General features: G+C 59.3%; 14 protein-coding genes. 5 read left to right on the top strand and 9 right to left on the bottom strand.

From position 1 onward, the window contains the following. The first annotated feature begins 12 nt into the window (after positions 1-12). Both yejK and K5K95_RS13890 read left to right on the top strand, forming a co-directional pair. Positions 13-1,017, top strand: coding sequence for a nucleoid-associated protein YejK (yejK, locus tag K5K95_RS13895; RefSeq protein ID WP_007944833.1), 1,005 nt, complete (start codon positions 13-15; stop codon positions 1,015-1,017). After that, positions 1,017-1,367 carry a glutaredoxin family protein gene (locus K5K95_RS13890; protein ID WP_222589882.1) on the top strand — a complete coding sequence of 117 codons (351 nt, stop codon included), beginning with the start codon at positions 1,017-1,019 and terminating at the stop codon, positions 1,365-1,367. Before yejK ends, K5K95_RS13890 begins: the two co-directional genes overlap by 1 nt. 109 nt (positions 1,368-1,476) lie before the next feature. Here K5K95_RS13890 and K5K95_RS13885 read toward each other — a convergent pair whose 3' ends face one another. From K5K95_RS13885 to K5K95_RS13845, 9 genes are all read right to left on the bottom strand, one after another. Continuing rightward, entirely contained in the window at positions 1,477-2,412 is a 936-nt protein-coding gene (locus tag K5K95_RS13885) for a glutathione S-transferase family protein (protein WP_222589881.1), read from the bottom strand. Positions 2,413-2,500: 88 nt separating this feature from the next. Next, on the bottom strand, positions 2,501-2,812 hold the full coding sequence (locus tag K5K95_RS13880) for a GIY-YIG nuclease family protein (protein WP_222589880.1): 312 nt from the start codon (positions 2,810-2,812) through the stop codon (positions 2,501-2,503). Between the two features lie 39 nt (positions 2,813-2,851). Continuing rightward, on the bottom strand, positions 2,852-3,322 hold the full coding sequence (locus tag K5K95_RS13875) for a nuclear transport factor 2 family protein (RefSeq protein WP_208669886.1): 471 nt from the start codon (positions 3,320-3,322) through the stop codon (positions 2,852-2,854). A gap of 100 nt (positions 3,323-3,422) precedes the next feature. Then, positions 3,423-4,730 (bottom strand): CynX/NimT family MFS transporter, encoded by a 1,308-nt coding sequence (locus K5K95_RS13870; RefSeq protein WP_222589879.1) that lies wholly within the window; start codon positions 4,728-4,730, stop codon positions 3,423-3,425. Next, positions 4,720-5,379, bottom strand: a complete 660-nt coding sequence (locus K5K95_RS13865) for a FadR/GntR family transcriptional regulator (protein ID WP_222589878.1) — start codon at positions 5,377-5,379, stop codon at positions 4,720-4,722. Before K5K95_RS13865 ends, K5K95_RS13870 begins: the two co-directional genes overlap by 11 nt. 1,018 nt (positions 5,380-6,397) lie before the next feature. Then, a complete protein-coding gene (locus K5K95_RS13860; RefSeq protein ID WP_090188113.1) occupies positions 6,398-7,162 on the bottom strand; it encodes an amino acid ABC transporter ATP-binding protein in 765 nt (254 codons plus the stop codon). 10 nt (positions 7,163-7,172) lie between these two features. Beyond that, positions 7,173-8,270 carry an amino acid ABC transporter permease gene (locus K5K95_RS13855; RefSeq protein WP_090188116.1) on the bottom strand — a complete coding sequence of 366 codons (1,098 nt, stop codon included), beginning with the start codon at positions 8,268-8,270 and terminating at the stop codon, positions 7,173-7,175. Between the two features lie 10 nt (positions 8,271-8,280). Then, a complete protein-coding gene (locus tag K5K95_RS13850; protein WP_222589877.1) occupies positions 8,281-9,462 on the bottom strand; it encodes an amino acid ABC transporter permease in 1,182 nt (393 codons plus the stop codon). A 65-nt stretch (positions 9,463-9,527) separates the two neighbouring features. After that, positions 9,528-10,559 carry an amino acid ABC transporter substrate-binding protein gene (locus K5K95_RS13845; protein ID WP_090188122.1) on the bottom strand — a complete coding sequence of 344 codons (1,032 nt, stop codon included), beginning with the start codon at positions 10,557-10,559 and terminating at the stop codon, positions 9,528-9,530. 467 nt (positions 10,560-11,026) lie between these two features. On the opposite strand from K5K95_RS13845, the gene K5K95_RS13840 reads away from it, so the two are divergent. The 3 genes from K5K95_RS13840 (at position 11,027) to K5K95_RS13830 (ending at position 14,340) form a co-directional block, all read left to right on the top strand. After that, complete coding sequence (locus tag K5K95_RS13840) at positions 11,027-11,683, top strand: alpha/beta hydrolase (protein WP_222590342.1); 657 nt, start codon at positions 11,027-11,029, stop codon at positions 11,681-11,683. 97 nt (positions 11,684-11,780) lie between these two features. After that, on the top strand, positions 11,781-13,268 hold the full coding sequence (gene rhlB, locus K5K95_RS13835) for an ATP-dependent RNA helicase RhlB (protein WP_222589876.1): 1,488 nt from the start codon (positions 11,781-11,783) through the stop codon (positions 13,266-13,268). Positions 13,269-13,392: 124 nt separating this feature from the next. Next, positions 13,393-14,340 carry an ornithine cyclodeaminase family protein gene (locus tag K5K95_RS13830; RefSeq protein ID WP_222589875.1) on the top strand — a complete coding sequence of 316 codons (948 nt, stop codon included), beginning with the start codon at positions 13,393-13,395 and terminating at the stop codon, positions 14,338-14,340. Positions 14,341-14,351 lie beyond the last annotated feature (11 nt).

Genomic DNA, 14,351 nt, shown 5'->3' with positions numbered 1-14,351 from the left:
GCCGAGAAGCCCATGCCGATCCGTCATTGCATCGTCCACCTGATCGACAAAAAACCCGACGGCACACCTGCAGTTCTCCATGCTCGCGATTCGGAGCTGGCCGAGTCGAGCGCCATCGAGAACATGCTTGCCGACCTCAACGAAAGCTATAACGCCAAACAAGGCAAGGCCTGGGGTTTCTTCCACGCCGAATCCGGCGCGCACCCGTTCAGCGGCTGGCTGAAGGAATACTTCGAGGGCGGCAAGGATTTCACCGCCTTCAGTCGGGTGGCGGTCGAGCATCTGCAAAAGCTGATGGAAGAGTCGAACCTCTCTGTGGGCGGCCACGTGCTGTTTGCGCACTACCAACAGGGCATGACCGACTATCTGGCGATCGCCCTGCTGCACCACAGTGAAGGCGTTGCAGTGACCGATCAGCTGGACGTGACGCCGTCCCGGCACCTCGACCTGGGCCAGTTGCACCTGGCGGCACGGATCAACGTGTCCGAGTGGCAGAACAACAAGCAGTCCAAGCAGTACATTTCGTTCATCAAAGGCAAGAACGGGAAAAAGGTTTCAGAGTATTTCCGGGACTTTATCGGGTGCCAGGAAGGGGTCGACGGCCCCGGTGAAACCCGCACACTGCTCAAGGCGTTCAGCGATTTCGTCGAAAGCGAAGATTTGCCCGAAGAGTCGGCTCGCGAAAAGACCAAGACCCTGGTCGATTACGCCAGCAGCCAGGCCAAGCTCGGCGAGCCCATGGGCCTGGAAGAGCTCTCGGAATTGATCGATGAAGAACGTCCGAAGGCCTTCTACGATCACATCCGCAACAAGGATTACGGCCTGTCCCCGGAGATCCCGGCGGATAAGCGCACCCTGAACCAGTTCCGTCGCTTCACCGGGCGCGCTGAAGGCTTGTCTATCAGCTTCGAAGCGCACTTGCTGGGCTCGAAGATCGAATACGACGAAGAAGCCGGCACGCTGATCATCAAAGGCTTGCCGACGCAGTTGACCGACCAGCTCAAGCGACGCAACTGATGTTGGGCGGCGTGCTGAAGAAGTTCCTGCTGATCCTGCTGGTGGTCGTGGTCTATCAGAACTGGGGCAAGATCGAGCGGGTGTTCCATCCTTCGCAGGTGGTGTCCGAGCAGACCCAGGCCAAGGCCAACATCGTGCTCTACGCCACCGACTGGTGTGGCTACTGCAAATTGACCCGGCGTTTTCTCGATCAGAAAGGCATTCCGTACAAGGAATTCGACATCGAGAAGGACGCCGAGGCACGCAAGGCCTATGAAGCGCTCGGCGGGCGCGGGATTCCGCTGATCGATGTGAATGGCACGTTGATTCGCGGCTATGACCCGGACGAAATTCTCGCCGCACTGAAATAAACACAAAACCCTGTGGGAGCGGGCTTGCTCGCGAAAGCGGTCTATCAATCAACATCAATGTTGAATGTAATGGCCTCTTCGCGAGCAAGCCCGCTCCCACATTGATTCGTCAGTGTTTTTCGATGCGGAAGCCAAAACGCGGAAAGTGCACATGCACCACGCCGCAGCGCTCGTCTTCACGGCGCACAATCAATTCCTCGCGGCCCGCAAACAATAGCTCTCCCGCCACCGGGTCAACGCCGTAATCGGTTGCGGCGATCACTACGTGTTGCCCCACCTCAAAACCATTCGGCTCATCAAATTGCTCATCCGGCAACGCAGCTGGCGTGGCATCGCGCGCCACGGCCAATGCTTCCTCGGAAGTCATCTCGCTAAACGCGCCGTGCCCGAACCCCATCACACGTCCGAACCACGCCGACACCGCTGGATACGCATCAACCAAGGGTGCTGTCACGTGCGTGGCTTTGAGGAACCACAATGGATGAGCGAGGGCAAAGTCAGCAATCGACGGCTCGCCAAACAGGAAGTCGCCTTCCTCGCGCTGAAGTTGCTGCTCCAGACGCCCCATGAGGGTTGGCCATTGGTGTCTGGCTTGCTCAGCGGACAACCGTGTGGCGCTACCGCCGCTGAACAGTCCGGCGCGATCGGCAATGAACGCCTTGATTGCCTCCGGCGGTAAATGGCCGAAGCGCACGGCGACCGATTCCGGCTGAAACACCAGGCTGACTGCGTGCTGGAAGATCACCGAATCGGCCCAAGCAGCGAAGCTCGCGGCAATCATTTCCTGGCCTTCGGGAAAGAACGCCGGCAAGGCTTTTTGCTGCTCCAGTCGACGGGCGATCAACGAAGTGTCGCAATAAATATCCGCGCCAACCTGTAGCACCGGCGTCTTGCGGTAGCCACCGGTCAGTGCGGTCAGATCGGGTTTCGGCATCACCGGCGAGATCTTTACCGACCGCCAGGACAGGCCTTTGAAGCCCAGCAACAAGCGCGCCTTTTCAGCAAAAGGGGACGTCGGGTAATTGTGAAGAATCAGCTCGGACATGCTCGGCTCCGCCGCACGGATAGGGAATCCGCAGCTTAGCGCGCAATCGGCAGGCAGCCTACAGATCTGCCTGATGGGAACTTATCAGTCAGGTTGATAAGCCCGCTGCAGCGCTCGCGACCAGGCATTCCTTGGCGCTTTTCTTGAGCTTTTTGATCAAGCGCTCCTGACGCAGCGCTTCGCTTTTGTCGCGGCAGACCTCGGTGTAAACCAGGGCCACGGCAGGGCTGGAGAGGAAGAATCGTGCCCCTTTGCCACGTTGATGGGTCGCGAATCGACGCACGGGATCATCGCTGATCCCGCAGTAGAGCGAACCATTGGCGGCGCGAACGAGGTAGACGAACCAGGGTTTGTTCACCGGCGCATCGGCATCGACAGGGATTTCGCTGAGGGTGTTCACGTGACGATCAAGGCTTGAAGGGAATAAGGCGCAATCTTATCAGCGACTGGCCTGAAATGCCTTCAGCCCCTTCAAGGCTTGAGCGCGAACGGCGTTTCTCACCGCAGGCGTCCAGCCCAGCAGCAACCCCTTGAACCCCAGCGCTTGCCGGGACCAGGCCCACATATCGAAGCTGTCGTGGTGTTCGCAGATCTTGCCGTCGCGAAAAACGAAGCGTGCCTGAATGTCGTTGACCACGATGTTGCCGGTCTGGCTGAACAGGTACGTCGCCACCCAATGCGCGCCGCCGGTGCGTTCATCGGCGCGCACGTTATCAAAGGTCAGCGAAAAATCTTTCGCCCGGGTGGTGAGCATGCGCCACATGTCACCGGCATCACGACCGCGAAGCTCGCCGAACGCCGGATCACTGAACACCACGTCATCGGTATAGCAGGCGCTCATGGCCTCGGCATCCAGCCGCTGGAAGGCTTGGTAGAAACGGGTGATCAGTGCGCTGTGGGCATCACTCATGGGCAAGCTCCGAACGTTTGCGGGATTGCCTGCACGATAATCAACAAATGCGCAGAACACTATCGGCATTCGTGGGCCGAATACCGACAGTGCACGCAGGTCAGACTCTTTCGCTTTCGACCTGAACGTACAACGAGCGCCCGGCACCGAGGCCGGCGACGATTGCGCCGAGGCCGATGACGCCGAAGATCCAGCCCAACGCCGTCCAGCCGCCAGTCCAGTCATGCACGATACCGACCGCGAATGGGCCCATCGATGCCAAGGTGTAGCCGAAGCCCTGAGCCATGCTCGACAGGTTGGCCGCGACGTGAGAATCCCGTGAGCGCAGCACAATCAGGGTCAGCGCCAGGCTGAACGTACCGCCCTGCCCCAGACCGAGCAGAATCGCCCAGCCCCACAGGCCTTCGATCGGTGCGTAGAGACAACCGAACAGACCACCGAGCGTCAGCAGCATGACCACCACAATCGCCAGCCGTTGATCTTTTCCGCGTGTCGCCAGCCAAGGCGCCGCCAGTGAACTGGCCAGCTGGATGATGACCGAACCCGACAACACCAGGCCCGCCTGCGTCGGAGTCAGGCCGCGACCGATCAGGATCGACGGTAACCAGCCGAACACGATGTAGGCCAGTGACGATTGCAGGCCCATGTAAAGCGTCACTTGCCAGGCCAACGGATCACGCAACAGCCCGCGGACCCGATACGCAACGTTGTGTGAACCGTGTTTTTGACCCACTTGCGGCAGCCAGAAAATCGCCGCGACCAACGCGGGCACCACCCAGAATCCGAGACCCAAGGCCCAGCTCTTGTCGAAATGCTCACTCAACGGCACCGTCGCGCCTGCCGCCATTGCAGCGCCCAGGCACAGCGCCATGGTGTAGACACCGGTCATGGTCCCGGCCTGTTTCGGGAAATCGCGCTTGACGATGCCCGGCAACAAAACGCCAATGACACCGATGCTGGCGCCCGCTAAGACACTGCCGGCAAACAGGCCGATTTCACCGAACGAACTGCGCAGGATGATCCCGCCGGCCAGCATCAACAGAATCCCCAACACCACTCGTTCGGCGCCAAAACGCCGCGCGAGCACGGGTGCCAGTGGTGCAAACAAGCCAAGACACAGCACAGGCAACGTCGTCAGCAAACCGGCCTGGGCCGCCGATAGACCGAGGGTCTTAGAGACCTCGCTGAGCATCGGCGCCATGCTCGACAGCGCCGGACGCAGGTTCAGCGCCACCAGAATCAACCCCAGCAGCAACAGCCACGGACGACGCAGGATCGGGTGACTTTGCTGGACCGCTTCGTCATCGGCCTCGCAGTCGATCAGCAGCTCTTCGAGCTCCGCGGTGCGCTTGGGCGCAGGAATGTTGCTGTTGCGGCTGGACATGGGATTCTCGGTTTCAAGGTTCATTGATCAACTGCCTCGACAAGGCTTTGGCCCGTTCCGGGTCGCGTTGTTCGACCGCATCAAGCAGTTCGATATGAAGGTCGAACACCTCTTGGCGTCGAGGCGTGATGTTCAGTGTCTGGCGCAACTGCGCGCCGATGATGCTGGAGAAATAGCGATACAGCTCGCTGAGGGCCGGGTTGTGCGCGGCGTCCACCAGGAGGCGGTGAAACACCAGGTCGCAGACGATGTAGCTGTCGAGATCGCCGTGGTAGTGGCTGCCACTGACGCCCAATGCTTCACGCAACGCCACCAGGTCTTCGTCGGTTCTGCGTAGCGCTGCGAGCCCGATGGCTTCGACTTCGAGGATGTGCCGAGTTTCACGGGCCTGTTCATGGGAGCAGCGGGACAAGGCTTTCAGGGTATCGAGTGGATCGACCACTGCCCGCAGGTAGCTGCCGTCGCCTTGGCGGATTTCGATCAAACCGGAAAACGCCAACACGCGCATGGCTTCCCGCACGGTGTTGCGGCTGATGCCCAATTCGGCGGATAGCTCTGGCTCGGTGGGCAAGCGTTGGCCGACCTGCCAAATGCCTTCATTGATGCGTCGGCGCAGTAGGTCGAGCGCTTGATCGACCAGGGATCGCTTAACTAATGGTGAAATGTCTGACATGGGATTCGCCCTTTCATCCAATCATAGGATGAATTTTTTGACATGTTAGTCAGCTTCGTTTGGGACGGCAACCGACTGTGGTCAAAAAGCGGAATTGGGGTGTGATGCTGTTGGGGTTGGGGACATATCCGTTTTTGGGGTAACGGCGGCTATTGGTTCCGCCCTGACGGCGGGTTACTTGGAAGAGCGCCAAGTAACCAAGCGCTTGCGCCCCTGACGTACGGTGCCTCGCTGTGGCTCGGCATTCCCTCACTCCGGTCCTGCTCCGTGGGCCCGCCGCCATCGGCCATCCATGGCCGGGGGCGGCTAACCCGGCATCCATGCCGGGTTGCCCACTACGCAGAACCTGCGTTCGGCCTTCCGACGGAGCAGATCAAGATCAAGATCAAAAGCGGAAGGCGAGCTAACGCTCGACCTGATGAGTGGTGAGGAGCAACAGCGGTACGCCGATTTGCTTTATGTGGGAGTGAGCCTGCTCGCGATGCCGTTGATCTTGCTGTTTTGATCGTTCCCACGCTCCGCGTGGGAATGCCGCCGGGGACGCTCTGCGTTCCGCTGTCGACACCAGACTTGAGTCTTGCGCAAGGTGACGCGGAGCGTCACGGGATGCATTCCCACGCAGAGCGTGGGAACGATCAGGGTCAGGACGCGCAAGCGTTGAGCAAACAGGTCGGCCCGCAGGCCGCCTCGTTTTGCTTTGGCGGTGCACGCCCCATCGAGAGGCCGAGCGCAGGTTCTGCGCAGTGGGCACCGCGGCAGGGATGCCGCGGTAGCCGCCCCCGGCCATGGATGGCCGATGGCGGCGGGCCCACGGAGCAGGACCGGAGCAAGGGTATGCCGAGCCCTAGCGAGGCACCGAACGTCAGGGGCAAGAGCCCTTGGTTACTTGGGGCTTTTCCAAGTGACCCGCCGTCAGGGCGGAACCAATAGCCGCCGTTACCCCAAAAACGGATATGTACCCAACAACCCGTAAAAAACCCGGCGCGAAGCCGGGTTTGTTTAACCAGTCAACTGAGCATCAATGCAGAATCTGGCTCAAGAACAACTTAGTCCGCTCATTCTGCGGATTGTCGAAGAAGTCGTTCGGCGCAGCCTGTTCAACGATTTCGCCCTTGTCCATGAAGATCACGCGGTTAGCCACGGTGCGGGCAAAGCCCATTTCGTGGGTCACGCAGAGCATGGTCATGCCGTCTTCGGCCAGGCCGATCATGGTGTCGAGCACCTCTTTCACCATTTCGGGGTCGAGTGCCGAAGTCGGTTCATCGAACAGCATGATTTTCGGCTTCATGCACAGCGCACGGGCAATCGCCACACGCTGTTGCTGACCACCGGACAGTTGCCCCGGGAATTTATGCGCCTGCTCCGGAATGCGTACGCGCTCCAGGTAATGCATGGCGATTTCTTCGGCCTGACGCTTGGGCATCTTGCGCACCCACATCGGCGCCAGGGTGCAGTTTTGCAGGATGGTCAGGTGCGGAAACAGGTTGAAATGCTGGAACACCATGCCGACTTCACGGCGGATCGCTTCGATCTGCTTGAGGTCGTTGGTCAGCTCCACACCATCGACCACGATGCGGCCCTGCTGGTGTTCTTCCAGACGATTGAGGCAACGAATGGTCGTGGACTTGCCCGAACCCGAAGGGCCGCACAACACGATACGCTCGCCCTGCTTGACGTTCAGGTTGATGTCTTTCAACACGTGGAACTGGCCGTACCACTTGTTCACGCCCTGCATCTGGATAATGCCTTCAGGGCTCACAGGCTTTTTGATCGCTTCACTCATGACAAAACTCCTAACGCTTGTGGCCAGTGTCCAGCTTGCGTTCCAAATGCATGGAATAGCGGGACATACCAAAACAGAAAATCCAGAACACCAGGGCCGCGAACACATAGCCTTCAGTGGCCATGCCCAACCATTTCGGGTCGGCGGCGGCTTGTTTGACGCTGTTGAGCAGGTCGAACAGGCCGATGATGATCACCAGGCTTGTGTCCTTGAACAGCGCAATGAAGGTGTTGACGATGCCCGGGATCACCAGCTTCAGGGCTTGCGGCAGAATCACCAGGCCCATGCTGCGCCAGTAACCGAGGCCCATCGCTGCAGCCGCTTCGTACTGACCTTTGGGAATCGCTTGCAGGCCACCACGCACCACTTCGGCGACGTAGGCCGACTGGAACAGGATCACGCCGATCAGCGCCCGCAGCAGTTTGTCGAAGTTCATGCCTTCGGGCAGGAACAGCGGCAGCATCACCGAGGACATGAACAGCACCGTGATCAACGGCACGCCGCGCCAGAACTCGATGAAGGTCACGCAGACCACTCGAATCGCCGGCATGTTCGAACGACGGCCAAGGGCCAGGACGATCCCCAGTGGCAAAGCACCGGCAATACCGACGGTGGCGATCACCAGAGTCAGCATCAAGCCGCCCCATTGGCTGGTCGCGACGTTGGTCAAACCAAAGATGCCGCCATGCAACAGGAAGTAGGCAATGATCGGGTACAGCACCAGGAAGCTCAGCCCGTACACCGCTTTACGGTGAAAACGCGAGATGAACAGGGGTGCGATGCCGATGACCGCCAGCCACACGGTCAGGTCCACGCGCCAGCGCAGTTCCGGCGGGTAATAGCCGTACATGAACTGGCCGAAGCGCTGCTCGATGAACACCCAGCAGGCGCCCTCCTTCGTGCAGTCGGCGCGAGTGGTGCCGACCCAGTTGGCATCCAGGATCGCCCAATGCAGGATCGGCGGAACCACCAGGTAAATCAGATAGAACGCGAACAGGGTCAGCAGCGTGTTGAGCCAGCTGGAGAACATGTTCGCGCGCATCCACGCCACCGGCCCGAAGACTTTGCTCGGTGGCGGCATATCAGGCTTGAAAGTATGAGTACTCATGCGCTTTTCCTTACCGCTCGATCAGCGCAATGCGCTTGTTGTACCAGTTCATCAGCAGGGAAATGCTGATACTGATCGCCAGGTACACGCTCATGGTGATGGCAATGACTTCGATCGCCTGCCCGGTCTGGTTCAGCACCGTGCCGGCAAACAACGACACCATCTCCGGGTAACCGATACCGGCCGCCAGCGAAGAGTTCTTCGCCAGGTTCAGGTATTGGCTGGTCAGCGGCGGGATGATCACGCGCAGGGCTTGCGGGATGATCACCTTGCGCAGGGTCGGGCCGTTGCGCAAACCCAGTGAGTGCGCCGCTTCAGTCTGGCCGTGGCTGACCGACTTGATGCCCGAACGCACGATCTCGGCGATGAACGCCGCGGTGTACACCGTCAGGGCCAGGGTCAGCGCCAGCAGTTCCGGGATCAACACCCAGCCACCGACAAAGTTGAAGCCTTGCAGCTTGGGCATTTCCCAGTGCAGTGGCGCGCCGAAGATCAGCGCGCACAGCGTCGGGATCGCCAGAAACAGCGCCAGACCGACCCAGAATTTATGGAACGGTACGCCGGTTGCTTCGAAGCGCTTGGTGGCCCAGCGGCTCATCAGCACGATGGCGACAATGGCCACGACGACGCTGGCCACAAACGGCCAGAAACCGTCCGCCACCAACGCCGCGGGCATGTTCAGGCCACGGCTGCTGACGAAGAAGGTGTCACCGAAGTTGTGGCTGTTGCGCGGCCCCGGCATGGTCAGGAACACCGCGAAGTACCAGAACAGGATTTGCAGCAGCGGCGGAATATTGCGGAAGACTTCCACATAGACCGTCGCCAGCTTGTTTATGATCCAGTTCTTCGACAACCGTGAAACGCCAACGATGAACCCGAGGATCGTCGCCAGGATCACGCCGATAAAGGTCACCAGCAGCGTGTTGAGCAGGCCGATGACAAACACTCGGGCATAGGTGTCCGATTCGGTGTAGTCGATCAGGTGTTGAGCGATGCCGAAACCGGCACTGCGCTCCAAAAAGCTGAAACCGGAAGTAATGCCCCGGTGTTGAAGGTTGGTCTGCGTGTTGTCGAACAGATACCAGCCCATCGAGACCACCGCCACAACGGTGATGATCTGAAACAGCCACGCACGCACTTTGGGATCGCTGAGGCTGAGCCTCTGCTTTGGTGCGCCGATTGAATTTTGCATGAAGTGCCCCGGATGTAATGGAACAGAACATCACCCGGTGGTTGGCCCACCGGGTGATAGAACCATCAGCGCACTGGTGGTGCGTATTGAATGCCGCCGTTGTTCCACAGAGCGTTCAGCCCGCGGTCGATTTCCAGCGGAGTGCTCTTGCCCAGGTTTCTGTCGAACACTTCGCCGTAGTTACCGACTTGCTTGACGATTTGCACGACCCAGTCTTTCTTCACTTTCAGGTCTTTGCCGTATTCGCCGTCAGTGCCCAGCAGACGAGCAACGTCAGGGTTTTTAGTGGCTTTGGCTTCGGCTTCGACGTTCTTCGAAGTGATGCCGGCTTCTTCAGCGTTGAGCATGGCGTAGCCAGTCCAGCGCACGATGGCCAGCCACTCGTCGTCGCCATTACGCACGACCGGGCCCAGTGGTTCCTTGGAAATGGTTTCCGGCAGAACGACGTAGTCCTTCGGCGACGCCAGCTTGCTGCGCTGGGCGAACAGTTGGGATTTGTCGGAGGTCAGTACGTCGCAACGACCGGATTCCAGCGACTTGGCGCTTTCGTCGGAGGTGTCGAAGGTGATCGGGGTGTACTTCAGACCGTTACCACGGAAGTAGTCGGAAACGTTCAGCTCAGTGGTGGTACCGGCCTGGATGCAGATGGTTGCACCGTCCAGTTCCTTGGCACTTTTGACGCCCAGTTTGTTGTTTACCAGGAAGCCGATGCCGTCATAGTAAGTGATGAAGCCTGGAAACTTCAGGCCCATACCCGCATCACGGGAGCTGGTCATGGTGGTGTTGCGCGACAGGATGTCGATTTCGCCAGACTGCAGCGCGGTGAAGCGCTCCTTGGCGTTCAACTGACTGAACTTGACCTTGGTCGCGTCGCCGAAAACGGCAGCGGCCACAGCGCGGCAGAAGTCTGCGTCGATCCCCAGAATCTTGCCGGTAGCGTCTGGAACGGAGAAGCCCGGCAGACCATCACTGACACCGCACTGTACGAAGCCTTTTTTCTGCACTGCATCCAGGGTTGCACCCGCCTGAGCGAACCCACTGACACCAAGCACTGCAGCAGCAGTCACGATAGCCAGGGTGGATTTCAACATCTTCATTCAAACCTCCAGTTTTGCTCTTGTTGTGTCGGAGCTTGAGTCCAGTCGCACCCTTATGAGGCGTAATTGACCCGTGTTGGTTTTTTTTGGGGTCAACCGACGTAGGACCTGCGCTATGAGTCTAGTAGGAGAAAATCCACATAATGGACCACTCACTTCTCACCAATCGGCCGAACGGGCGGTAGCCCTTTCACGTTCGCGAAGCCCGTAGCGGCCACTGGCGAACATCCATCACCGGATTTTTTGCTATCCCACCACTAACAATGGCCTGATAGTGTTACCGACAGGCGTGGGATTTTTAGTACAGGCTTCCCATAGCAAAGCCCGTACCAGACCGCTCGCTTAAGCGATTCAGCGACAGGTCAATAGCAAAACTTGTAGCCTTGCGACATCTTCGTAACTGATCAACCCAACGCGCACTCACATCTCGCACTCAATGAGAGCGCATGCACACTATTGGAGCAGCCATGACCGAGCCCTTGATTCTTCAACCCGTCAAGCCCGCAGACGCCTGCGTAATCTGGCTGCACGGCCTGGGCGCCGACCGCTACGACTTCCTGCCGGTGGCCGAAGCGCTGCAGGAAAACTTGCTGAGCACCCGTTTTGTTCTGCCTCAGGCACCGACCCGCGCGGTCACCATTAATGGTGGCTACGAAATGCCCAGCTGGTACGACATATTGGCCATGAGCCCGGCACGCGCGATCAGTCGCGAGCAGCTGGAGGAGTCTGCGCAACGGGTCATCGATTTGATTGAAGAGCAGAAGGCCAGCGGAATAGACGCTTCGCGGATCTTTCTCGCCGGTTTTTCCCAGGGCGGTGCAGTGGCATTTCACGCAGCCTTCCTGAAATGGCAGGGACCGTTGGGCGGCGTACTGGCGCTCTCGACGTATGCGCCGACCTTCAGCGATGAACTGGAGCTTTCGGCCAGCCAGCAGCGCATTCCCGTGCTGTCCTTGCACGGCCAGTACGATGACGTGGTGCAAAACTCCATGGGTCGCACCGCCTACGAGTATTTAAAGCAGCATGGTGTCACCGTGACATGGCAGGAATACCCAATGGGTCACGAAGTGTTACCCGAAGAAATTCGCGACATAGGCGTCTGGCTTGCCGAGCGCTTGCGTTAACCCTTGACGTTAAAAACCGCCCATTGATCATCCCACTACGCCGCGCCCGATTCTTGCATTACACTGGCCGGCGTACATTCCTTAACCAATTGATGAGATGACCGTGCTCAAAGCACTCAAAAAAATGTTCGGTAAGAGCGAGGCTGAGCAGCTCGCGCCAGTCTCCAGCGCTCCGTCTCACATCCCCAGCCACCGCACCGACGGTATTCAGCCTGGCCGGACCGCAACCGTAGCGGCACCGAAAAACGAGCCGATGACCACACCGGCCACCCCATCCGCCCCGGCCATTGCCTCTGAACAGCCGGGCAGCGAAGCCCAGAAACCTGCGAAACCACGTCGCGAACCCAAGCCAAAGGCGCCGGTTATCCCGTGGAAACTCGAAGACTTCGCCGTCGAACCCCTGGAAGGTAAAACCCGCTTCCACGATTTCAAACTCGCCCCGGAACTGATGCACGCCATCCAGGACCTGGGCTTCCCGTACTGCACGCCGATCCAGGCGCAGGTGCTCGGCTTTACCCTCGCGGGCAAAGACGCCATCGGTCGCGCCCAGACCGGCACCGGCAAAACCGCTGCGTTCCTGATCTCGATCATCACTCAGTTGCTGGAAACCCCGCCACCCAAAGAACGCTACATGGGTGAGCCCCGCGCGTTGATCATCGCGCCCACCCGGGAACTGGTGGTGCAGATTGCCAAGGACGCCGCCGACCTGACCAAGTACACCGGCCTCAACGTCATGACGTTTGTTGGTGGCATGGACTTCGACAAGCAGCTCAAGCACCTCGAAGCCCGCCATTGCGACATCCTCGTGGCCACGCCGGGCCGTCTGCTCGACTTCAACCAGCGCGGCGACGTGCATCTGGACATGGTCGAAGTGATGGTGCTGGACGAAGCGGACCGGATGCTCGACATGGGTTTCATCCCGCAAGTGCGTCAGATCATTCGCCAGACGCCACCGAAGAACGAGCGTCAGACGCTGCTGTTCTCCGCGACGTTCACCGAAGACGTGATGAACCTGGCCAAGCAATGGACCACCGATCCGTCGATCGTCGAGATCGAGTCGCAGAACGTGGCCAGCGAAAACGTCGAGCAACATATCTACGCCGTGGCCGGCGCCGACAAATACAAACTCCTCTACAACCTGGTCAACGACAACGGTTGGGAGCGGGTGATGGTCTTCGCCAACCGCAAGGATGAAGTGCGGCGCATCGAAGAACGCCTGGTACGTGACGGCGTCAACGCCGCGCAACTGTCTGGCGATGTGCCGCAGCACAAGCGCATCAAGACCCTGGAAGGTTTCCGCGAAGGCAAGATCCGCGTCCTGGTCGCCACCGATGTCGCCGGTCGCGGCATCCATATCGATGGCATCAGCCACGTGATCAACTTCACGCTGCCGGAAGTCCCGGACGATTACGTGCACCGCATCGGTCGTACCGGTCGCGCAGGTGCTGATGGCGTGTCCATCAGTTTTGCCGGTGAAGATGACTCCTACCAGCTACCGTCCATCGAGGCGTTGCTGGGTCGCAAAATCAGCTGTGAAACGCCGCCGACGCATCTACTGCGGGCGGTTGAGCGTAAGCGCCCATAACACGGGCCTTTACCGAAAGAGGCGCAGCCGGAAACGGACTGCGCTTTTTTTTCGCCTCGATGTTGCTCAAGACAACTAAAAGTCCATAATGGACAAATTAGTTTACTTTAGCCCGGAGCCGACCATGTCCAGTACGCCCTACGTGATCAACCAATCCCAGGCCCGCGAGCTGTTGGCGCAGGTGGACGTGCCGAAGATCCTGCGCAAACTGTTTCGCGACCTGGCCGCCGGGCAAGCCGTGCAACCAGCTCAGCAACTGGTGGAATTTCCCCAAGGCGCCGGTGATTTCATCAACTACCTGGGCGTGTTGGCCGAAGACGGCGTTTATGGGGTCAAGACTTCGCCTTACATCGTCCGCGAGCAGGGCCCGCTGGTGACTGCATGGACGTTGTTGATGTCGATGCAGACCGGTCAACCGCTGCTACTGTGCGATGCCGGCGAGCTGACCACCGCTCGCACAGCCGCAACGACCGCCGTCGCCATCGACGCACTCGCCCCACCGCAAGCACAACGCCTGGCGATTATCGGCAGCGGCAAAGTGGCTCAGGCACACCTGCATTACGTCAAGGATCTGCGCGAATGGCAGAGCATCAGCCTCTATTCGCCAGGCTTGAGCGAACTGGATTGCGAGGCACTGGCACAGCTCAAAAACCTCGATCCACGCCTCACGCTTGTCGACAGTCGTGAAGCCGCCATTCATGACGCCGATGTGATCATGCTCTGCACCTCGTCCGCAGGTCCGGTGATCGACCCGGCAAGCCTGAGCAAACCGGCGCTGATCACGTCCATCAGCACCAATGCACCGCGCGCCCATGAAGTGCCGCCGCAGAGCCTCAATGACATGCATGTGTTCTGCGACTATCGCCTGACCACCCCAGGCTCGGCGGGTGAAATGCTGATCGCAGGCGAACAGCATGGCTGGGACAAACGCTCGATCATCGGCGACTTGCCCGATCTGCTCAGTGAAAAAGTGCAACGGCCTGACTACGATCGCCATGTGTTCTTCCGCTCCATCGGCCTGGGCCTGGAAGACATCGCGCTGGCGAATGCCATTTACCGTTTGCAGCCTTAACACCCTCCCTG

The organism is Pseudomonas sp. DR48 (assembly GCF_019823085.1).
In the GTDB taxonomy this organism is placed as follows: domain Bacteria; phylum Pseudomonadota; class Gammaproteobacteria; order Pseudomonadales; family Pseudomonadaceae; genus Aquipseudomonas.
This window is presented reverse-complemented; position numbering and strand designations above follow the sequence as displayed.